General features: G+C 44.8%; 18 protein-coding genes. 17 read left to right on the forward strand and 1 reads right to left on the reverse strand.

Features of this window, described 5'->3' with window-relative positions:
• The first annotated feature begins 14 nt into the window (after nt 1–14).
• The 9 genes from purC to purD are packed head-to-tail and all read left to right on the forward strand — an operon-like array spanning nt 15 to nt 9,694.
• Entirely contained in the window at nt 15–737 is a 723-nt protein-coding gene (gene purC, locus O2Q26_RS05985) for a phosphoribosylaminoimidazolesuccinocarboxamide synthase (protein WP_289215023.1), read from the forward strand.
• Entirely contained in the window at nt 725–970 is a 246-nt protein-coding gene (purS, locus tag O2Q26_RS05990; RefSeq protein ID WP_253933961.1) for a phosphoribosylformylglycinamidine synthase subunit PurS, read from the forward strand. Before purC ends, purS begins: the two co-directional genes overlap by 13 nt.
• On the forward strand, nt 971–1,654 hold the full coding sequence (gene purQ, locus O2Q26_RS05995) for a phosphoribosylformylglycinamidine synthase subunit PurQ (protein WP_289215024.1): 684 nt from the start codon (nt 971–973) through the stop codon (nt 1,652–1,654).
• The gene (purL, locus tag O2Q26_RS06000) at nt 1,638–3,866 is read left to right on the forward strand and encodes a phosphoribosylformylglycinamidine synthase subunit PurL (protein WP_289215025.1); all 2,229 of its coding nucleotides are present in this window, start codon (nt 1,638–1,640) and stop codon (nt 3,864–3,866) included. Before purQ ends, purL begins: the two co-directional genes overlap by 17 nt.
• The gene (gene purF, locus O2Q26_RS06005) at nt 3,842–5,254 is read left to right on the forward strand and encodes an amidophosphoribosyltransferase (RefSeq protein ID WP_289215026.1); all 1,413 of its coding nucleotides are present in this window, start codon (nt 3,842–3,844) and stop codon (nt 5,252–5,254) included. Before purL ends, purF begins: the two co-directional genes overlap by 25 nt.
• 17 nt (nt 5,255–5,271) lie before the next feature.
• Nucleotides 5,272–6,294, forward strand: a complete 1,023-nt coding sequence (purM, locus tag O2Q26_RS06010; protein ID WP_289215027.1) for a phosphoribosylformylglycinamidine cyclo-ligase — start codon at nt 5,272–5,274, stop codon at nt 6,292–6,294.
• Nucleotides 6,291–6,872 (forward strand): phosphoribosylglycinamide formyltransferase, encoded by a 582-nt coding sequence (gene purN, locus O2Q26_RS06015; RefSeq protein WP_289215028.1) that lies wholly within the window; start codon nt 6,291–6,293, stop codon nt 6,870–6,872. Before purM ends, purN begins: the two co-directional genes overlap by 4 nt.
• Entirely contained in the window at nt 6,869–8,398 is a 1,530-nt protein-coding gene (purH, locus tag O2Q26_RS06020; protein WP_289215029.1) for a bifunctional phosphoribosylaminoimidazolecarboxamide formyltransferase/IMP cyclohydrolase, read from the forward strand. The genes purN and purH overlap by 4 nt, the downstream gene beginning before the upstream one ends.
• 18 nt (nt 8,399–8,416) lie before the next feature.
• Nucleotides 8,417–9,694: a phosphoribosylamine--glycine ligase gene (purD, locus tag O2Q26_RS06025; RefSeq protein ID WP_289215030.1), complete on the forward strand. Its 1,278-nt coding sequence runs from the start codon at nt 8,417–8,419 to the stop codon at nt 9,692–9,694.
• On the opposite strand, the gene O2Q26_RS19040 is transcribed toward purD, so the two are convergent.
• A complete protein-coding gene (locus O2Q26_RS19040; RefSeq protein ID WP_352232216.1) occupies nt 9,659–9,775 on the reverse strand; it encodes an EYxxD motif small membrane protein in 117 nt (38 codons plus the stop codon). The genes purD and O2Q26_RS19040 overlap by 36 nt on opposite strands.
• A gap of 324 nt (nt 9,776–10,099) precedes the next feature.
• Between O2Q26_RS19040 and O2Q26_RS06030 the strand changes: the two genes are divergently transcribed.
• From O2Q26_RS06030 to pruA, 8 genes are all read left to right on the forward strand, one after another.
• The gene (locus tag O2Q26_RS06030; protein ID WP_289215031.1) at nt 10,100–11,845 is read left to right on the forward strand and encodes an adenine deaminase C-terminal domain-containing protein; all 1,746 of its coding nucleotides are present in this window, start codon (nt 10,100–10,102) and stop codon (nt 11,843–11,845) included.
• A 39-nt stretch (nt 11,846–11,884) separates the two neighbouring features.
• The gene (locus O2Q26_RS06035; RefSeq protein ID WP_289215032.1) at nt 11,885–12,886 is read left to right on the forward strand and encodes a DUF3048 domain-containing protein; all 1,002 of its coding nucleotides are present in this window, start codon (nt 11,885–11,887) and stop codon (nt 12,884–12,886) included.
• Nucleotides 12,887–12,903: 17 nt separating this feature from the next.
• Complete coding sequence (locus tag O2Q26_RS06040) at nt 12,904–13,206, forward strand: YerC/YecD family TrpR-related protein (RefSeq protein WP_101845825.1); 303 nt, start codon at nt 12,904–12,906, stop codon at nt 13,204–13,206.
• A gap of 246 nt (nt 13,207–13,452) precedes the next feature.
• Nucleotides 13,453–14,136, forward strand: coding sequence for a heptaprenylglyceryl phosphate synthase (gene pcrB / locus O2Q26_RS06045; RefSeq protein ID WP_289215033.1), 684 nt, complete (start codon nt 13,453–13,455; stop codon nt 14,134–14,136).
• A gap of 24 nt (nt 14,137–14,160) precedes the next feature.
• A complete protein-coding gene (gene pcrA / locus O2Q26_RS06050; RefSeq protein WP_289215034.1) occupies nt 14,161–16,395 on the forward strand; it encodes a DNA helicase PcrA in 2,235 nt (744 codons plus the stop codon).
• Between the two features lie 14 nt (nt 16,396–16,409).
• Nucleotides 16,410–18,410, forward strand: coding sequence for an NAD-dependent DNA ligase LigA (gene ligA, locus O2Q26_RS06055; RefSeq protein ID WP_289215035.1), 2,001 nt, complete (start codon nt 16,410–16,412; stop codon nt 18,408–18,410).
• A 15-nt stretch (nt 18,411–18,425) separates the two neighbouring features.
• Complete coding sequence (locus O2Q26_RS06060; RefSeq protein WP_289215036.1) at nt 18,426–19,604, forward strand: CamS family sex pheromone protein; 1,179 nt, start codon at nt 18,426–18,428, stop codon at nt 19,602–19,604.
• 1,066 nt (nt 19,605–20,670) lie between these two features.
• Nucleotides 20,671–22,221, forward strand: a complete 1,551-nt coding sequence (gene pruA, locus O2Q26_RS06065) for an L-glutamate gamma-semialdehyde dehydrogenase (RefSeq protein ID WP_289215037.1) — start codon at nt 20,671–20,673, stop codon at nt 22,219–22,221.
• The last annotated feature ends 417 nt before the right edge of the window (nt 22,222–22,638 follow it).

The following is a 22,638-nucleotide window of genomic DNA, read 5'->3' on the forward strand; positions in this document are numbered from 1 at the left end:
GCGAGGTGTTTCTAATGAAGGGTTCTCTTTTATATGAAGGTAAAGCGAAGAAAGTGTATCACGTTGATAACGAGCCGGAACAGCTGGTTTTGTCTTATAAAAATGATGCTACTGCATTCAATGGTAAGAAAAAAGATCAATTTGAAGGCAAAGGACGCCTGAACAATTTGATCACCTCAAGAATTTTTGAATATCTGCAGCAGCAGAATCTTTCGTCACACTTTATAAAAGCGTTGAATGACACGGAGCAGCTTGTCGCAAAGACGACGATCATTCCCCTGGAAGTCGTTGTCCGCAACGTTGCAGCTGGAAGTATTACGAGAAGGCTGGGTATTGAGGAAAAGCTGGAATTCTCTCCACCGCTCGTCGAACTTTTTTATAAAAAAGATGAATTAGATGACCCGATCTTAAATGACCAGCATGCGCTGCACCTTACGGATGTAACAGAAAATGAGCTTAAATCTATTAAGGATAAGGCATTAGAAGTGAACGGACATTTACAGACATTGTTCAAGCAGTCCGGCCTGCAGCTTGTTGATTTCAAATTGGAATTCGGCCGGTTAGCCGATGGAACCATCGTACTCGCTGACGAAATCTCACCGGATACATGCCGTTTATGGGATGAAAATACAGGAGAGAAGATGGATAAAGACGTATTCCGTGAAGGGTTAGGCGATTTAATCTCAGTATACGAAAACATTTTAAAACGACTGGAGGAGAACACATGCGCAAAGTAAAGATTTACATCACTCTCAAAGAAGGCGTACTCGATCCACAAGGGAAGGCTGTACAGAACTCGTTACATTCACTCGAATATAACAACGTAGCAGACGTGCGTATTGGAAAGTATATGGAAGTTATGCTTGAGGATTCAGACAATATCGAACAGCAAGTTGACAAAATGTGTGATCAGTTATTAGCTAACCCAGTAATTGAAGATTATTCGTATACGATCGAGGAGGCCGTTTAAGTGAAATTCGCTGTTGTAGTTTTTCCAGGGTCCAATTGTGACCGAGATATGTTTTATGCAATCACTGAAGGTCTAGGTGAACAGGCAGATCTTGTCTGGTATCAGGAAGCTGATTTATCCGATTATGATGCCATCCTTCTGCCAGGTGGATTCTCTTATGGTGACTACTTGCGTTCAGGCGCAATCGCCTCCACTTCGGGTGTGATTGACCAAATCCGTGAAGCGGCTGAAGCAGGCAAGCCGATTCTTGGCGTCTGTAACGGATTCCAGGTGCTGCTTGAAATGGGGCTGCTGCCAGGAGCGATGCTTCCGAACAAACACTTGAAATTCATGTGCCATTACGAAACCTTGACGGTAGAAAATTCGGACACTATGTTTACAAACCATTACAGTGATCAAGAAGAAATCGACATTCCTATCGCCCACGGTGACGGAAATTATTATTGCGATGAAGCAACTTTCAAGAAATTGAAAGCTAACAATCAGATCACTTTCACTTATAAAAATAACCCGAATGGATCGGTGGCCGATATTGCCGGCATTACGAATGAACAAGGAAATGTACTGGGGATGATGCCGCACCCGGAACGTGCCGTTGATTCACTTGTTGGAACAAAAGACGGTCTTCGTCTATTCCAGTCGATTCTTACTCATTGGAGGGATAAGCATGCCATCAAAGCTTGAGATCAGCCCTGAACAAATTGAACAGCAGCAATTATATAAAGAAATGGGCTTAAGTGACGAAGAATTCCGCTCGATTACAGAAATTCTTGGCCGCCGCCCGAACTACACGGAAACTGGGCTTTTCTCTGTTATGTGGTCTGAACACTGCAGCTACAAAAATTCAAAACCTCTACTGAGAAAATTCCCTACAGAAGGACCTCAAGTACTGCAAGGTCCCGGTGAAGGCGCTGGAATAATAGATATCGGAGACGAGCAAGCCGTCGTCTTTAAAGTAGAGAGTCACAACCATCCATCAGCCGTGGAACCGTATCAAGGTGCAGCTACCGGTGTCGGAGGGATTCTGAGGGACGTCTTTTCAATGGGCGCTCGTCCAGTAGCCATTTTGAACTCTCTCCGTTTCGGCTCTTTGAAACAGCCACGGGTGAAGTTTTTATTTGAAGAGGTTGTTCATGGAATTGCAGGATATGGAAATTGTGTCGGCGTTCCTACCGTTGGCGGGGAAGTTCAATTCGATAATGCTTATAACGGCAACCCGCTCGTAAACGCCATGTGTGTTGGATTGATCGACCATAAGGATATTCAAAAAGGGATCGCAGCAGGAATCGGCAATACCGTCATGTATGTAGGTGCTAAAACCGGACGTGATGGTATCCACGGAGCTACATTTGCTTCGGAAGAGCTGACGGAGGAGTCGGCAGAAAAACGCCCTTCTGTTCAAGTCGGCGATCCATTTATGGAAAAGCTTCTTATCGAGGCTTGTCTTGAAGTCATTCATCATGAAGCACTTGTAGGCATCCAGGATATGGGGGCAGCCGGACTAACTTCTTCTGCCAGTGAAATGGCAAGTAAAGCAGGTACTGGCATGCTTATGAACATGAACTTAGTTCCTCAACGAGAAAAAAATATGACAGCTTACGAAATGATGCTTTCAGAATCGCAAGAACGTATGCTTCTCGTCGTAGAAAAAGGCAGAGAAGAGGAGATCGCTGAAGTCTTCCGTAAGTATGATTTGGAAGCAGTATCTGTAGGAGAAGTGACAGATGACCAGCGCTTCCGTCTTGAACATCACGGAGAAATCGTTGCAGATGTTCCCGTCGATTCCCTCGCTGAAGATGCGCCAGTGTATCATCAGCCATCAAAGATACCGGATTATTTCCAGGAGTATCAGGAAATGGAGAATTACGTTCCTGAAATTACAGACTATAAAGAGACTCTGAAAAATCTATTGCAGCAGCCAACAATAGCTAGTAAAGAGTGGGTATACGATCAGTATGATTCGATGGTTCAAACGAATACCGTCGTTACTCCAGGCTCTGATGCTGCCGTCATTCGTGTGCGCGGAACCGAAAAAGCACTTGCGATGACAACGGATTGCAATTCCCGATATATCTATTTGGATCCGGAAACAGGCGGTAAAATCGCCGTCGCAGAAGCAGCGCGCAATATCGTGTGTTCAGGCGGACGTCCACTAGGAATTACGGATGGCTTGAACTTCGGTTCGCCGGAAAATCCGGAAATTTTCTGGCAGATGGAGAAAAGTGTAGAAGGTATGAGCGAAGCGTGTCGTAAGCTGAGCGCTCCAGTGATCAGCGGGAATGTTTCTCTCTATAACGAATCGTTTGGCGGCCAGGCGATATATCCTACACCGGTTGTCGGAATGGTCGGTCTCATTGAAAAGACAGACCACATTACACAATCTCACATGAAAAATGCGGATGACCTTATTTATGTCATCGGTGAAACGAAACCGGAATTCGGCGGCAGTGAGCTGCAAGGCATGCTGGAAGATCGTCATTTTGGAAAAGCGCCACAACTGGATTTGGAAGTAGAAGGTATTCGTCAAAGTCAATTACTGACAGCGATCCAACAAGGGATCATTGAATCAGCCCATGATTTAGCCGAGGGCGGTCTGGCCGTTGCATTAGCTGAGAGCTTATTTGCCAACGGACTTGGATGTGAAGTGACGATCCAGGGAGACCGGACATCAGCTTTATTTTCAGAAACTCAGTCCCGCTTTTTGGTCTCAGTTAAACCGGAAAATCAAAAAGCGTTCGAACAACAGATTGAAGACGCAACCCTGCTTGGGAAAGTGACAGGGGACGGGGTGTATCACGTCCAGTCCGAAGGGGAAACCGTCGTGGAAGAGCAAACACAAACTCTGGAACAACTATGGAAAGGAGCTATTCCATGCTTGGTGAAATCAAAGGACTAAACGAAGAATGCGGAATATTCGGCGTATTTGGACACCAGGATGCTGCCCAGCTTACGTATTATGGACTTCATGCGCTGCAGCACCGAGGTCAAGAAGGTGCTGGAATCGTAACGAGTGATGGCGAGCATATGAAAGTTGCCAAAGGTCACGGGTTGATTTCTGAAGTTTTCCCGCAAGATCGTTTAAATGAATTAGGCGGCCATTCGTCCATCGGGCACGTTCGATACGCGACAGCAGGAGACGGTAGTTACGAAAACATCCAGCCGCTCATGTTCCGTTCCCAGACCGGCGGACTCGCTTTGGCTCATAACGGAAACCTTGTAAATGCCCAGGCTTTGAAAAGTCAGCTTGAGGCTCAAGGGTCCATTATGCAGACTACCTCAGATACAGAAGTAGTGGCTCACTTAATTAAACGTGCGGGTCACCTGCCGATGGACGAAGCGATTTGCCAGGCGTTGTCCATGATTAAAGGTGCCTATGCCTTCTTAATGATGACAGAAAACAAAATATATGTAGCGAATGATCCGCGTGGACTGCGTCCAATCAGCATTGGATATTTAGGGGACGCCTGGTGCATCTCCTCAGAAACCTGTGCATTTGACGTGATTGGTGCTACGTATGAACGTGAAGTCATGCCTGGAGAACTGCTGATTATTGATAAAAACGGCATTCAGTCCCAGCGGTTTTCTGCACCAATTCAACGTACTCTTTGCTCAATGGAATATGTTTATTTCTCACGTCCGGACAGTAACCTGGACGGCAAAAACGTTCATGCTTCAAGGAAGCGTATGGGGAAAACGTTAGCAGCTGAAGCCCCAATTGAAGCTGATGTTGTAACCGGTGTACCTGATTCCAGTATTTCTGCAGCCATCGGATATGCAGAAGCGTCAGGCATCCCTTATGAGCTTGGATTGATTAAAAACCGTTATGTCGGTCGAACCTTTATCCAGCCTTCTCAGGAATTGCGGGAGCAGGGTGTGAAAATGAAGCTATCCGCCGTAAGGGGAATCGTTGAAGGAAAGCGTGTCGTCATGGTCGACGATTCGATTGTCCGTGGAACGACGAGCCGCAGAATAGTTCAATTACTAAAAGAAGCCGGCGCCACTGAAGTGCACGTGCGAATCGCTTCACCCCCGATTCAAAACCCATGTTATTACGGGATTGATACTTCAACCAGCGGCGAGCTGATCGCATCGAACAATACAGTAGAAGAAATCGAAGAACAAATAGGAGCGGACAGCTTAGCCTATCTGACGGTCGATGGCTTAAATGATGCCATTTATCAAGGAGAGGAATCCTTGAATCACGGAGGCTGTGCCGCATGCTTTACCGGTAATTACCCAACAGAAATTTATCCGAATACCATTCCACCCTATGAAAAAGCGTAGGAGAAGGAGGAGCCATAATGAGCCAATCATATAAAAAAGCCGGTGTCGATGTAGAAGCTGGTTATCAAGCTGTCGATCTCATGAAAAAACACGTAGCACGCACGATGCGTCCTGAAGTCATTGGCGGACTAGGATCTTTTGCCGGTCTATTTGACATCAGCTCCATGACTTATCAGCATCCCGTGCTCGTTACAGGAACGGACGGAGTCGGCACGAAGCTTAAGCTTGCCTTTGAAATGGACAAGCACGATACAATAGGTATCGACGTGGTCGCCATGTGTGTGAACGATATCGTGGCTCAGGGCGCCGATCCGCTCCTTTTTCTCGACTATATCGCTTGTGGAAAAAACGAACCAGAGAAAATCGAACAAATCGTCAAAGGGATAGCGGATGGGTGCGAACAGTCTAACTGTGCGCTTGTCGGCGGAGAGACAGCTGAAATGCCAGGCATGTATGACCCCGAAGAGTATGACCTGGCTGGTTTTGTCGTAGGAATGGCCGATAAAGATAAATTGATCACTGGAGAACAAATTAAGCCGGGCGATGTTTTAATCGGCTTACCTTCCACCGGTGTGCATTCCAATGGGTTTTCCCTTGTACGCCGTATAATTGAAGAAGAACATCTGGATCTTACCCAAAAGTATGGCTCTTTTTCCCGGCCATTAGGAGAGGTACTTTTAACACCGACGAAAATATATACGAAGGCGATTCAAGCATTGAAAGCTGCTGTCGAGGTGAAAGGACTCGCTCACGTTACAGGCGGAGGCTTTTACGAAAATATTCCCCGGGCACTGCCTGAAGGGTTAGGTGCTGCCATCGAAACTCAAAGCTGGACGACACCAGAGATTTTCAGCTTTTTGCAGAAGCAAGGCGGATTATCGACGGAAGATATGTTTGGCGTCTTCAACATGGGAATAGGGATGGTTGCGGCAGTTCCTGAAGCAGACGTGGAAGCAGCCCTTCAATCCTTGAAAGAACAAGGAGAAGAAGCCGTCCGAATAGGACATGTCACAGCCGAAGAAGGAATTCAATGGTCATGAGTAACAAAATAGCCGTATTCGCTTCAGGCACAGGCTCGAATTTCGATGCTATAATGGAAGCCTGCGATAAAGGAACTTTAAATGCGGACGTCACACTACTCGTTTCAGATAAAATTAATGCGGCAGTAATCGAAAAAGCCCAGAAACGTAACGTAGACACCGTCGTTTTCAACCCGAAATCATTCGAAAACAAAGCAGAATTCGAGAAAGCCCTGCTGGCCGACTGCCAGGCAAGAGACGTCGAATGGATCATCCTTGCAGGGTACATGAGGCTGATCGGTTCTACCTTGCTTGAAGCTTACCCCAAGCGCATCATCAACATCCACCCATCCCTCCTGCCCGCATTTCCAGGCAAGGATGCGATCGGACAAGCTATTGATAAAAAGGTCAAAGTGACGGGCGTAACCGTTCACTTCGTAGATGACGGCATGGACACCGGCCCAATCATCGCGCAGGAAGCGCTATCGATTTCAGAAGAAGATACAAAGGATGAGGTCCGACGCAAGATTCAAGCCGTGGAGCATCAGCTCTATCCTCAAGTTATCCAATCTCTACTTATCAAGGAGGAAGCAAAATGAAACGTGCATTACTGAGCGTATCCAATAAAGAAGGATTAAGTGAATTTGCGAAAGGGCTCATCGATCTTGGCTATGAGCTGATCTCTACTGGAGGCACCAAACGTGCGATTGAAGAAGCAGGGCTTCCCGTACTTTCTATTTCAGAAATAACAGAGTTTCCTGAAATTATGGACGGACGCGTTAAAACACTTCACCCCTCTGTACATGGTGGATTACTGGCTAAGCGCAGCAACGAGGAGCATATGCGTCAGCTGGATGAACTGAAGATCGGAACTATCGATCTAGTCGCAGTTAATCTATACCCTTTTAAAGAAACGATTGCAAAACCGGATGTGACAGAAGCAGATGCGATCGAAAACATTGATATCGGCGGCCCGACGATGCTTCGCTCTGCAGCAAAAAGCTTTGAGGATGTAGCCGTTGTCGTCGATCCAGAAGACTATCCTGAAGTCGTCAGTAGTCTTAAAGCTGGTGACCTATCCTTCGAATCCCGCAAAAAACTGGCAGCCAAAGTGTTCCGCCATACTGCAAACTATGACGCTATGATTGCAGAATACTTCGCTGACGTAACAGAGGAAGCGTACCCTGAAACCTACACCGTTACATATGAAAAAGTTCAATCCCTACGTTATGGAGAAAACCCTCATCAAACTGCTGCCTTCTATAAGAAAGCGAATTACAATGGTGCATCGTTGGCTAACGCTGAGCAGTTGAACGGTAAAGAGCTTTCTTATAATAATATCCAGGATGCCAACGCCGCTTTAGATGTAGTATTAGAGTTCAGTGAACCAGCGGCCGTAGCTGTGAAGCACATGAATCCTTGCGGAGTAGGGACAGGGGAGACTATTTCTGAAGCGTATGGCAAAGCCTACGCAGGAGATCCTGTATCTATTTTTGGTGGAATAGTAGCTCTTAATCGTGAAGTCGATGAACAAACCGCAGCCAAGCTCAAGGAAATTTTCCTGGAGATTGTTATCGCTCCGTCATACAGCAAAGAAGCGCTCGATATTTTGACTAAGAAGAAGAACTTACGTGTGCTGAAAGCGGATATGAAGAAGCCCGAAAGCCAGACTCATAAATTGACGTCAGTAAGCGGAGGCATGCTCGTTCAAGATACGGATGAAGGGACTCTTGAAGACGTAGAACTTGAAGTAGCCACTGAGCGTCAGCCGACTGAACAGGAGCTCAAAGATTTAGAGCTTGGATGGAAAGTAGTGAAACATGTTAAATCGAACGCAATTGTTGCAGCGAAGTCCGATCAGACCGTCGGTGTAGGCGCAGGCCAGATGAATCGAGTCGGTGCTGCTAAAATCGCTTTTGAACAAGCAGGCGATCAAGCAAATGGCGCCATCATGGCTTCCGATGCCTTTTTCCCAATGCCGGATACGGTCGAAGCCGCTGCTGAAGCAGGAATCACAGCCATTATCCAGCCGGGAGGCTCTAAGCGTGACCAGGATTCCATTGATGCTTGCAACAAGCATGGCATAGCCATGGTGTTTACGAAAATGCGTCATTTCAAACACTAAGTGAAGGAGTGAAACGACATGAAAGTTCTAGTGATCGGACGAGGCGGGCGCGAGCATAGCCTCATACAAAAGTTTTCCCAAAGTCCTCAAGTGACCAACCTATACGCTGCTCCAGGTAATGCAGGTATGGAACGAGAGGCGGAATGTGTAGCGATACCAGAAACAAATCATGACGAGCTCATCACTTTTGCTAAAGAAAATAAAGTGGACCTGACCTTTGTAGGCCCTGAGAACCCTTTGTTGGATGGGATTGTCGATCGTTTCCAAGAAGCGGGATTGCTCGTATTCGGTCCTTCAAAAGCCGCCGCTCTCATTGAAGGAAGCAAACATTTTGCTAAACAAATCATGAAAAAATACAGCATTCCTACCGCTGATTACGAAGCGTTTACAGATGCTGAACAAGCGAAAGAATATATTCGGGCAAAAGGCGCACCGATTGTTGTGAAAGCAGACGGACTGGCCGCCGGTAAAGGTGTAGTGGTAGCTGAGACAATTGACCAGGCATTAGAAGCCGTCGAGGATATGCTGTTAGATGGGCAATTCGGAGAAGCCAGTCAGGAAATAGTCGTCGAAGAATTTTTAGAAGGTGCCGAATTTTCCCTGATGGCATTCGTTAATGGCGAGAACGTCTATCCTATGGTGACAGCCAAAGATCATAAGCGTGCTTATGAAGGGGATCAAGGACCAAATACAGGAGGCATGGGGGCGTTTGCTCCCGCACCGGACTTGCCTGAACAATCCTATCAATTCGCCGTAGAATCAATCTTACAAAAAACAGCCTCCGCTTTAGTAGAGGAGGGGCGTACATTTACAGGTATTCTATATGCAGGACTTATCCAGACAGCCAAAGGTCCAAAAGTCATCGAATTCAACGCAAGATTTGGAGACCCGGAAACACAGGTTGTCCTGCCCCTGCTGGAAAATGATTTAGTTCAAGTCGTCCTTGACGTACTGGACCGTAAAAATCCACAGCTCCAGTGGGCAGACCAAGCTTGTGCAGGCGTGGTTGTCGCTTCAGCCGGTTACCCGGGAAGCTATAAAAAAGGGATAGCTTTACCTGAATGGTCTGAAGAAAGCGGACTATTTGCTGTACATGCCGGTACGAAAAAGGTTAATGACGGTTATGTCTCTGACGGAGGCCGAGTTCTACTGTTCGGCACGAAAGCTCCCGATTTAGCCAGCGCCCTTCAAAGTGTCAATAAAGCTTTAAAAGTTTTTGACGAAACGGAAGACTTCTTTTACAGGAACGATATCGGGAAGTCAGCTATTATTGCGGCGGATCAAAACGTAGAGTAAAGCTGCTACTGTTCCGATAATTACCGAAATGACGAAGCCTACGTCAGTCAAGTATTCCAAAAAATCCATATCATACAACATCCTTTACATGATCAGGCGGGGCTTCCCGCCTTTTTTTATTTTCTGGCTTTTTTATCACGTTGTAAATTCTGCGTGAAGGAAAAGCGCTTCACTCCGTTGTTTTGCTTATGCGTACGGTCCTGACCCCTCGCCTCCGCTTTTCTAATGTCCAGCTCCGGTGGCCAGACACTCTTGACATAAGCAATCTCCCTTCACCGGGAAAGATCGCCCGATTACGGGATTTTGCTTATGCATGTCGTGTCTAACCGACCGCCTCCGCTTTTCTTTATGCGAACGGTATCATGGTGTGTTACGATAGAAAAAATGAATCAGGGAGGCAGCTTCATGAACGAGCAACGCTTTCGCTGGCGTAATCGACAGCTTAGGGAACATACGGCTGTTGTAGATGGGAAGCTAGCACCAACAAAACTGATTAAAAACACTACTTATTTAAATGTCTATCTCAAGCAATGGATGCAAGGTCATATATGGATCTACAACGATCGCATTATCTACTCTGGTCCAGAATGGCCGCCTTCAACGGAAGGGACAGAAATTATAGATGGCAGCGAGAGCTATATCGTTCCAGGCTATATTGAGCCTCACGCTCATCCTTTTCAGTTATATAATCCCCGTAGTCTCGCTGAATATGCAGCTGGGACCGGGACGACTACTTTGATCAACGATAACTTGATGTGGTTATTGTTAACCGATAAAGAAAAAGCTTTTTCTTTATTAGAAGAATTTATGAATGTGTCCGCTTCTATGTACTGGTGGGCCCGCTTCGATTCTCAGTCTGCTCTTCATGACGGTGAACAGGAAGAGTTTGAGGAACAGGTGCTGTCATGGCTGCAGCATGACGCAGTTATTCAAGGCGGTGAATTGACCGCCTGGCCTGATGTGCTTTATGGCGGTGATGATCAAATGCTTCACTGGATGCAGGAAACAAAGCGATCCCGTAAACCGATGGAAGGTCATCTACCCGGAGCCTCGTGGAAAACTTTAGTGAAAATGAAGCTTCTCGGCTTAGATTCTGAGCACGAATCCATGACAGCTGATGAAGTCATTGAGCGTTTGTCCCATGGATATCAAACCGGACTGCGTCATTCTTCGATTCGTCCAGATCTTCCAAATATCCTTAAAGGTTTAATAGAGAAAAATCATCAGCAGTATGATCGGGTGATGTTTACGACTGATGGATCTACGCCTGGGTTCTATCGTGAAGGAGTGATCAATCCGTGTATCAAAATCGCGTTAGAAGCTGGAATCAACGATGTGGATGCTTATATGATGGGTTCCTATCAAGCTGCGAGACACTTTGGTATTGATGATCGCCTCGGGAGCCTGGCACCAGGTCGTGTCGCTCACTTGAACTTTTTATCAAGCCGTGACAACCCTAATCCGCACTCAGTTTTAGCTAAAGGTGAATGGGTACGTAAAGACGATAAGCTGGTATCTAAAAATGAAGATTTCCCGTGGGAAACGTATGGTCTAGAGCCCCTGTCTCTTTCTTTTGATATAACGGATGATGATCTCCAATTCTCGATGCCTGTTGGAATGGAAATGGTCAATGAAGTCATTATGAAACCTTATGCGCTTGATCTTGATGCATCCGTTGATCGGATTCCCGCTGAGAACGATGAGGCATTTCTGACGCTCATTGATCGTGATGGGGAGTGGAAAGTCAATACACTGCTGAAAGGATTTACCGATTCCCTGGGAGCGTTGATCAGCTCCTATTCCAACACGGGTGATTTAATTCTGCTTGGTAAATCAAGGGCGGATATGAAGCTTGCCTTTCGTCGACTGAAGGAAATCGGCGGAGGTATCGTTCTGGTAGATGATGGGGAAATCATTTATGAACTTCCTCTATCTTTAGGAGGCGTCATGACAGATATTCCAATGGAAGAGCTTATGGAAAGGGAGAAAGAGTTAAAAGAAATACTTAAAAAATACGGATACACTTATGGTGATCCTGTATATACCTTACTATTCTTATCTTCCATGCACCTTCCTTTTATAAGGATCACTCCAGTCGGTATTGTCGATGTGAAAAAGAATGAGGTTCTCTACCCCGCCATCATGCGATAGACTAAAGTAGAAAACTTTAGAGAGTAAGGTGTATGGGGTATGAGACAATTCATTGTAATTTTCTCGGCAGTGATTTTCTTGTTGTTGACTGCTTGCAGCGGTGATGGTTCTAGTGAGGACGAGCATCCTAAAGAGAAAACTTCAGGGATTACGACCGGCCCTGTTTATCCTTTGACGGGAATTCCTGCCGAGGATGAAGTGGACGAGCGAGTGTTTTCAGTGATGGTCAGTAACTCTAGAGAAGCGCGTCCTCAATCAGGCTTAAGCAAGGCTGATATTGTTTACGAAATACTGGCTGAAGGTCAAATTACAAGATTACTTGCTCTGTATCAAAGCGAGTTGCCTGAAGAGGTCGGCCCAATCCGCAGTGCCCGTCCCTATTTTGCTGAGATAGCCGGAGGATACGACGCTGTATTCGCGTACCACGGAGCTGCTGGTTTCATTAATGAGGGCATTCAATCGAGCGGGATTGATTATGCTGACGGGGCAAAGTACGATAATGATGGTATTCTTTTCAGACGGACGTCGGATCGGCAGGCTCCGCATAATTCTTACTTATTAACTGACGGCTTTGAACAGTTTCTTGAAAATAAGGGCTATGATAGTGAAAAAGACATTGAGCCTTTACCATTCAGTGGAGGAATTCATTTAGCTGGAGAACCTGCGGGAGAGGTGACCATTACCTACCATGCCGGAGAAACCGTGACATTTGATTATGATGAAGAGCGCGGGCGGTATTTGCGGTCAAGTAATGGGGTTCCGAGTATAGACGCGGAAAACGATGAACCTATCTCACTTTCGAACGTCTTTATTATAAAAACGTCCCATGAAGTTGTTGATGATAAAGGTCGGCGTGAAATCGACCTTACTTCTGGCGGGGAAGGATATTTACTTCAAAATGGGGAACAAATTAATGTAGAATGGAAGAATGTAGGCGGAAGGATTTTACCGTATAAAAAGGACGAACCTGTTGATTTCCTGCCGGGCCGAATTTGGGTGAACGTAATCCCGGAAAATACAGGACATGTAACAGTGGATTAAAAGGGGAGGGCAAACAAGTGCAAATTGATAAATTAAGAGGAAAGACATTGGATCAGCTTTTTGAAGCTATCTTATCTTTGAAGGACGTAGAGGAATGCTATGAGTTTTTTGACGATTTAGCGACGATGAATGAGGTCCAGTCGCTCGCTCAGCGATTAGAAGTCGCAAGGATGCTTCGTGAAGGATTTACTTATCATAAGATTGAAACAGAAACGGGAGCATCAACAGCTACAATTTCCAGAGTTAAGCGGTGCTTAAATTATGGGAACGATGCATATACTCTGGCATTGGATCGTGTCCAAGAAAAAAGAACTGAATAGAACGAGAAACCGTCCTTTCCGTGAGGACGGTTTTTTAATGATGATGGAGGGTTGGGCTGAGGAGTCGCGACAATTCACCACTGAAGAACGTTATCCCCTCAAATGAAACGAGACACGCAATCAAAAACTACTAACAAAAACCTTCATTTTTTCTTTGCAAAAATCCCTCGTATCGATTCATGTAGATAGCTAAAGTTTGCTATAATATATGAATGAACTAAAGGAACTTCTGGAGGAATATATGACGTGTTGAACGTGAAAAATTGGAACCATGTGTTCAAGCTGGATCCAAATAAATCAATAGAGGAAAGATACTTAAAAGACCTTTGTGAATCAGGGACAGACGCCATTATCATAGGGGGAACGGACGGAATCACATTTGATAATGTGTTCGATTTGCAGGACAGAGTTCAGAAATATGATATTACATGTATTCTTGAGGTTTCTACGATGGAAGCCATTATGCCTGGCTTTAACGGCTATTTCATTCCTCTCGTATTGAATAGTCGTGAAAAGCGCTATGTCATGGACATCCAGCATCAAGCGGTCAAAGAGTACGGCGACTGGATTGACTGGAGAGAGATGGCGGTCGAAGGTTATTGTGTGATGAATGAACAAGCCAAAGTGTTTGAAGCAGCACAATGTCAGCTTCCTTCTAAAGAGGATGTCCTCGCCTATGCAAAAATGGCGGAGCACATGTTCAACCTGCCTATTTTCTATTTAGAGTACAGCGGTACGTGGGGAGATGCTGAATTAGTGCGTGACGTTGCCGCTGAGCTGGAACAGACGGTCTTATTTTACGGCGGAGGCATTGAAACTCTTGAGCAGGCGAAGATTATGAAAAAACATGCAGACGTTATCGTCGTCGGTAACATTATATATGAAGATGTACAAGCTGCGTTACAAACGGTGAACGCGTGTAAGCAATAATACTTAAAAAGGAAGGTGTCCTTGATGACGCAAGCATTACACCCATTAGTTAAAGGATTGAACGAACAGCAAAGAAATGCGGTCACCCATACAGAAGGGCCTCTTCTCATTATGGCAGGTGCCGGAAGTGGAAAGACCCGGGTTTTGACTCACAGGATCGCTTACTTACTGCAGGAAAGAGGAGTCTCTCCTAGAAACGTATTAGCGATTACCTTTACGAATAAAGCAGCGCGGGAAATGAAGGAGCGGGTCGAGTCATTGGTCGGAAATGACGCAGATAAGATATGGATGTCCACCTTTCACTCGATGTGTGTTCGAATTTTAAGAAGAGATATTGACCGGATCGGCTATGATCGTAATTTTTCCATTTTGGACTCAAGCGATCAGCAGTCTGTGATCAAGCAAGTATTAAAGGAACTGAACTTAGACCCTAAGAAATGGGATCCGAGGGCCATGATCGGTGCAATCAGTAATGCAAAGAATGAGCTGATTACTCCAGAGCAGCACGTACGTGATGCGGGCAATATCCATGAAGAACAAATCGCTCAAATTTACAAAGCCTATCAAAAGAAGCTGCGTAAAAACCAATCGCTCGATTTTGACGATTTGATTATGCAGACACTTACGTTATTTGAACGACTTCCTGAAGTTCTTGAATATTATCAGCGACGTTTTCAATATATCCACGTGGACGAGTATCAGGATACGAACCACGCCCAATATCAGCTGGTGAAGTATTTAGCCAGTCGTTTTGAGAACTTGTGTGTTGTGGGTGATTCGGATCAGTCGATTTACCGCTGGCGAGGGGCTGACATCACCAATATTCTATCGTTTGAAAAAGATTATCCAAAAGCGCGTACCATACTTCTCGAACAGAATTATCGATCAACGGAACTAATTCTGAACGCAGCGAACAAGGTCATCGGCAACAATAGCGGGAGAAAGGCGAAGAATCTTTGGACCGATAACAACGGCGGCGAAAAGATCCAGTACAAAGAAGCTGGCACTGAGCGGGAAGAAGCGCTTTATGTCACCGACCAAATAGAGGATCTTGTCAGATCAGGACGTTTTCAATACAAAGATGCCGCTATACTATATCGTACGAATGCTCAGTCAAGAACGATAGAGGAAACGTTTGTAAAAGCAGGCGTTCCTTATCAAATGATCGGAGGCACGAAGTTCTATGATCGAAAAGAGATCAAGGACCTGTTGGCTTATTTACGCTTAATTGCGAACCCGAATGATGACCTCAGCTATCAGCGTGTCGTCAATGAACCTAAAAGGGGCGTAGGAAAAACGAGCCTGGATAAACTACAAGCATATGCTGCCGCTCACGACATTTCTCTTTATGAAGCTTCAGCTGAAATTGACTTCGTCGGTGTTAGTGCAAAAGCAGCCAAATCAATTATGAGCTTTTATCAAATGATCAAAAATTGGACTCAGCAGCAGGAGTTTTTATCGGCAACCGATATGGTAAACGAAGTCATTGAAGTTACAGGCTATGAAGAGATGCTTAAGAATGAAAAAAGTCTCGAATCCCAAAGCAGACTTGAGAACATTGAAGAATTTAAATCCGTTACAAAAAACTTCGAAGAGACGGCGGAAGACAAAACATTGATCAATTTTTTGACAGATCTGGCTTTGATTGCAGATATTGATTCAATGAATGATGATCCTTCAAACGACGATACGGTTACTTTAATGACATTGCATTCAGCGAAAGGACTGGAATTTCCGGTCGTATTTTTAATTGGAATGGAAGAGAACGTTTTTCCACATACGCGATCTTTGATGGACGATGATGAAATGGAAGAAGAACGGCGCCTCGCCTATGTAGGAATTACGAGAGCAGAACGTCAGCTGTTCCTTACCCATGCAAAGATGCGTACGTTATATGGCCGGACGAATATGAATCCAGTCAGCCGGTTCATCCATGAAATTCCTCAGGAACTCTTAAACGGAAAAGAAGAAAAAGAGTCACTGCCATTTTTCAATAAAAAAAGAGAAACTACCCCGCTTGGGCAATCTCCAGCTGCACCAGTCAAAAAACGTGCAGCAAAAAAACAGGAAAAGCCTTCAACTGGCGGAGAGAAAATCACTTGGCAGCCTGGGGATAAAGCGAAGCATAAGAAATGGGGAGAAGGTACAGTCGTGAAAGTGCAGGGAGAGGGAGAAGCGATGGAACTGGATATTGCATTTCCAGCTCCGACTGGCATTAAACGCCTGCTGGCAAGGTTTGCACCCATTACGAAAGCTTAAGGAAGTGTTATGAAATGAATGAAGCAGAAGCTAGAGAGCGGCTGAAAGCCCTCCGCGAAGAAATCAACCGCTATAACTATGAATACCATACGCTTGATGCGCCCAGTGTTTCAGATTACGAATATGACAAAAAAATGCAAGAGCTTCTCGATATAGAAGGAGAACATCCAAGTCTTGTCACACCTGATTCACCGTCCCGTCGAGTGGGCGGTGAGCCTCTTAGCGCTTTTCAGAAAGTAAGACACAATGTTGCTATGCTCAGCCTGGGAAACTCGTTTGATGATCAAGAACTGAGAGATTTTGATCGTCGTGCTCGCGAAGGTACGGAGGAAGAAGTATCGTACGTTTGTGAATTGAAAATTGATGGGCTGGCCGTTTCCCTTACATATGAAGAGGGAATCTTCGTTCGAGGTGCGACGAGAGGAGACGGAACGACCGGTGAGGATATTACGACGAATCTCCGTACGATTAAAAGCATTCCACTACGATTAAACAAGCCGGAAACATTGGAGGTTCGCGGGGAAGCATTTATGCCGAAGCGATCGTTCCAGAGGATGAACGAAGCGCGTGAAGAAAAGGGAGAAGAACCTTTCGCCAATCCAAGGAACGCTGCAGCTGGTTCATTGCGTCAGCTTGATCCGAAAATAGCGGCGAAGCGTAATCTTGATATTTTTCTATACGGGGTGGGAGAATGGCAGGAAGAATCAGCCACCTCTCATAGTCAACGACTCGAACTGATGGAAAGCTTAGGACTGAAAACAAATCCGGAGTGGAAAAAGTGTAACAATATAGAAGAAGTGATTGACTATGTTCACAGCTGGCTGGAACGGCGTCCTGGTTTGGACTATGAAATTGATGGAATTGTTATCAAAGTCGACCGACTCGATCAACAGACCGCTTTAGGATTCACCGCCAAAAGTCCGCGCTGGGCTACCGCTTATAAATTCCCGGCTGAGGAAGCGGTAACGAAGCTGAAGGATATTGAATTAAGTGTCGGTCGAACAGGAGTGGTCACTCCGACTGCAATTCTAGAACCTGTAAAGGTAGCAGGAACAACCGTCCAGCGTGCTTCCCTTCACAATGAGGATTTGATCCGGGAACGCGATATCCGGATTGGGGACACAGTCGTCATAAAGAAAGCAGGAGACATCATTCCTGAAGTCGTTCGAGTTGTGACCGATGAACGGACTGGTGAGGAAGAAGCCTATTTCATGCCTGAAAAATGTCCGGCATGTGATAGTAAGCTCGTCCGCTTAGAGGAAGAAGTAGCTCTTAGATGCATCAACCCCAATTGTGAAGCCCAGCTCCGTGAAGCATTAATTCACTTCGTGTCAAGGAACGCGATGGATATTGAAGGACTAGGTGAAAAGGTGATCGCGCAGCTTTTTAAAGAAAATTTGATCGACAATATCTCAGACTTATATAAACTGGATCGGGAAGAACTGCTTAAATTAGAACGAATGGGCGAAAAATCGGTGGACAACCTGTTAAAAGCCATTGAATCTTCTAAGGGAAATTCATTAGAGCGCTTATTGTTCGGACTTGGCATCCGTTATGTTGGTACGAAAGCAGCGAACACACTCGCCCAGGAATTCGAAACGATGGACAATCTTTTAAGTACGGATATGGAAACGTTTATTGAAGTTCCAGAAATCGGCGAGAAAATGGCTGAATCTATCGCCCGTTATTTTGCAAAACCTCAGGTGGCTGAATTGATGGAAGAGTTGAAGCAGCTCGGGATCAATATGGAATACAAAGGACCAAGTAAGAATGAAGGTCCTGAGGACTCACCTTTTAAAGGAAAAACCGTTGTGTTGACGGGTAAGATGGAAAACTTCACACGCTCTGAGGCGAAGAATATAGTCCAGGAGCTTGGGGGCAGTGTTACAGGCAGTGTCAGTAAAAAGACAGACTTATTGATTGCTGGAGAAGACGCAGGTTCAAAATATACGAAGGCCGAAAAGCTTGGGGTGGAGATTTGGAGCGAAGAAGAATTCGCGAATGCTTTAACATAATGGGGAGTGGAATGAATGAGCAAGCTGCACGCACTTTTACTAGCGATGGTCCTGATTGTCAGCGCGTGTACACCTGTATACGATAATACAGATGAAGTCGTCCGTGAAACTACAGAAGAGGATAATGGACAGTCGGCTATAATTCCAAATTATAATGTGACCGATGATAACTATCGGATGATTTTAACAGAGGGAAGCTCGAAAATATCAGCGGCTCGGGGAGTGACAACGAACCAGATGGGTAATCGTCTCGATATTGCTGAGTTTGAAGGCGGGCTGCAGCGCCACTCTAAAGAGTTTTTCAGTACGGAAGACTATTACTTCCAACCCGGACAGTATCTCGATGATAGTATACTATACAGCTGGCTTGGCCGTTATGAGGAACCCACTACTACCGACGAAGAAACTACAGATCCAGGCAATCCTGAAGGATTAAATCCGGCTTTAGATGAAGAGTCCGCTTCAGAAGAAGAATTCAGAGAGAGCCCGCGTTATATTTCTAATATCGTGGAACAGAATTATCTTGTCCGTAAAGATGATGATGTCGTAGAAGTGTCTGGAATGACCATTGGAATATCTATGCGGTCGGCCTATGAGTTCGAAGCTGAAGGACGAAATTATTCAGAGGATATCCCTACCAGTGAATCGTTATCACGAGGCCAGGAGTATGCCGACACTATTTTAAAAAGAATCAGGGAGAGAGAAGAACTACAAGATATTCCAATAGTTTTTGCAATATATGAAGAGGAAGACGACAACTCAGAAACTCCCGGAAACTTCTTAAGCAAAGGTTATGCTGAGGGCTCTGATAACTCGGTAGGAGGCTGGGATGAAATTAACGAAGATTACGTTTTATTCCCTTCCAGTGAAGCAGAAGAAGAGCATTTTGACGATTCTGAGATTTTCTCTGACTTCCGAACAGAAGTTTCGGATTACTTTCCTAACTTTGTCGGTATGATTGCGAATGGTTTTTACGTAGATGATGAATTGCAAGATGTTAAAATCGACATTCCGATTCAATTTGACTCTCAAACAGAAGTGACCGGATTCACCCAATATATTTACAGTCTTGTTAATGAAATGTTTGAAGACCATTATTCGATAGAAGTGAAAATTAACAGTATGGATCAGCAGGAGAGTCTGATTGTTAAGAAACCTGGACAAGATGAACCTTTCATCCATATTTACGAATGATAAAACACGGCAGCCTGGATAAAGGCGGTCGTGTTTTTAAATGAATGCTTGGAGATTGTGTCATCACCAAAAAGAAGCAGCTTCTCTCTTTAATTAATGGCTATGTTATAGGGGTTGTTGATATTGATAAGTGAGTTATTCAACAATATGGCAGGATAGTGGAAGACTTGATTTTGAGATAACCTGGGTTCGTTGCCTGGTTGAGAGCCAGGGTTTGTTGGGAAGCTACTCGCTTTCCTGTGGGGGAAGTGGCGAGCTTCCTCGGGCTTGCAGCCCTGTGGGATCTCGCCTACCTCCTTCTCCCACCTCTTACACTTATATTAGTCTAAATCGTGAATCCGTTCATAACCTCATGTGGGGACTATCCAGCTCCAGCGCTTAGCGGCTACTGAGACTTCCTTCACTTCTGTACGATAAGTCAACATCGAATCACTTCGTTCTTCGTGTTTCCTTTATCTCCGGCAGCTCAGTCCAGTCCATCACTTTAAGGTAGTTCCAAGCATCTTCTTCCATACAGAAGTTCCACTAGTTATCACTTAAAAGCAATTATTTTTTAAGTGAAGCCGCATAAGATGTTTCCGTTATTCTCACAAAAGCAAGAAGGTCCGGGAAATTGCGAGACTCCTATGGGAGAACAGTACATGGTGAGATCCCGGAGGGCGTTAGCCCGAGGAAGCTCACCGTACGCCCATGGAAAGCGAGTGATTTCCCGGACGTTCAAGCACTATTATTGTGACGGAAACAGCTCTAACATCTCTAACATCTCGAAACAGAGTCTTTCATTAAAGCTTATATGAATATCAACACAGAGCTTTGTGAGGGTTCGTTTCTCACCCCTGGCTCTTAAATCGGTAACAAACCTAGGTTACGAATTCAAGTCTTCTACTATCCTGACATATCATTGGATAACTCTCTTATGAAAAACTAAAAACGACTTTACAAAATAGCTGAAAGATTAAATTGATGAAATTGGAAACTTAGGATAAAATATTTAGTGGAAACGCTTAACGTGGTAATTTGCTAATAAAAGCGTCGATTCCTATCGAAAATGAGGAGGCGGTTTATAGTGGTTGTACCATATAAACATGAACCATTTACAGATTTCAGTTTGGACGTGAATCGCAAGGCTCTTGAGGACTCTATCAAACAAATAGAAGCGGACCTTGGAAAAGACTATCCCTTAATTATCGGCGGGGAGAGAATCATGACCGATGAGAAGATTAAAGTCGTCAACCCAGCTAATAAAAAGGAAGTCATAGGTTATGTATCAAAGGCTAATCAGGAGTTGGCGGAAAAAGCTCATCAAATTGCAGATGAAACATTCAATTGGTGGCGTAAAACAAAAGCGCAGTTCCGTGCAGATATATTATTCCGAGCCGCCGCTATTATTCGACGACGGAAGCATGAGTTTACCGCGCACCTTGTAAAAGAAGGCGGTAAACCGTGGAAAGAAGCGGACGCTGATACGGCGGAAGCGATAGATTTTCTAGAGTATTATGGGCGTCAAATCCTTGAAATTGATAAAGGAGTGGAAATCAACTCTCGTCCAATCGAGAACAACAGGTTCCACTACATTCCTCTTGGGGTAGGGGTCGTCATTTCTCCGTGGAACTTCCTGTTTGCCATCATGTGTGGCACGACAGTAGCGTCTATGGTATCGGGGAATACCGTTTTACTGAAACCTGCGAGTTCCACCCCTATTATAGCTTACAAAATGATGGAGGTCCTTGAAGAAGCTGGCCTTCCAGCCGGCGTCATCAACTATATTCCTGGGAGTGGAAAAGAGGTAGGAGACTATCTTGTCGATCACCCTCGCACTCGTTTTGTAAGCTTTACGGGCTCACGTGAAGTAGGTACGCGCATTTTCGAACGTGCATCTAAAGTACAGCCTGGGCAAAAATGGCTGAAGCGCACAATCATTGAAATGGGCGGTAAAGATACGATCGTTGTTGATAAAGAATCAGACCTTGAACTTGCGGCGGATGCCATTACGTATTCCGCTTTCGGATTTTCAGGTCAAAAATGCTCGGCTTGTTCCCGTGTCGTTGCTCATGAAGAAATTTATGATAAATTACTTGATAAGGTGGCAGCGAGAACGAGAGAATCTGTATCTTATGGTGATCCAGCGGCTCACGATACGTATATGGGTCCCGTTATCGATCAAGCAGCATACGACAAGATACTAAGCTATATTGAAATAGGGAAAAAAGAAGGGAAGCTGGTCACTGGAGGAAAAGGGGATGACAGTAAGGGCTGGTTCATCGAGCCGACTGTATTTGCCGACCTTGCACCGGATTCCCGCATCATGCAGGAAGAAATTTTTGGACCGGTGGTTGGTTTTACGAAAGCGAAATCGTTTGAAGAAGCGATTGATATTGCCAACAACACGGACTACGGTTTAACAGGCGCAGTAATCACTAATAATCGCCAAAATCAGGAAAAAGCACGTGAAGACTTCCATGTCGGAAACCTGTACTTCAATCGTGGCTGCACGGCAGCGATTGTAGGTTATCACCCATTTGGAGGTTTCAATATGTCCGGTACAGATTCAAAAGCCGGCGGACCGGATTACTTGATCCATCACATGCAGGGGAAAACCACTTCAGAAATGCTGTAAAAAGTTTAAAAGCCGCCTTCGAAGCGCATTCGAAGGTGGTTTTTTTGATGAATCATTGATAAGATTAAAAAAACGTCGAAATTTGTAAATCTAGGAATAGGCTGCCGTTAATTGAGTAAGACTACTAAGGTCAGGTTTACCGTGTCCTTATACTCAGGAAAAAAGAACCTGCAGAGAATAAAAATTACAGTATGTCTAAATTTTTATTTATAAAATTTTATGAATAGATATCATATATATAGGAAAAAAACATGCATATCAGAAGTTAATTTGTATAATTATACACGAAAACGTCAATATTATAATTTTTGCAATGTTCTAACTAATATATTATGATATAGTTGTACCAATGTTTGGCTTTTTCGACTTCTATGCAAAAGTTTCAGGCATTCTGAATTATAAAAAAAATGCATAGAA

This window comes from Halobacillus campisalis (assembly GCF_030345335.1).
Lineage (GTDB): Bacteria > Bacillota > Bacilli > Bacillales > Halobacillaceae > Halobacillus_A > Halobacillus_A campisalis.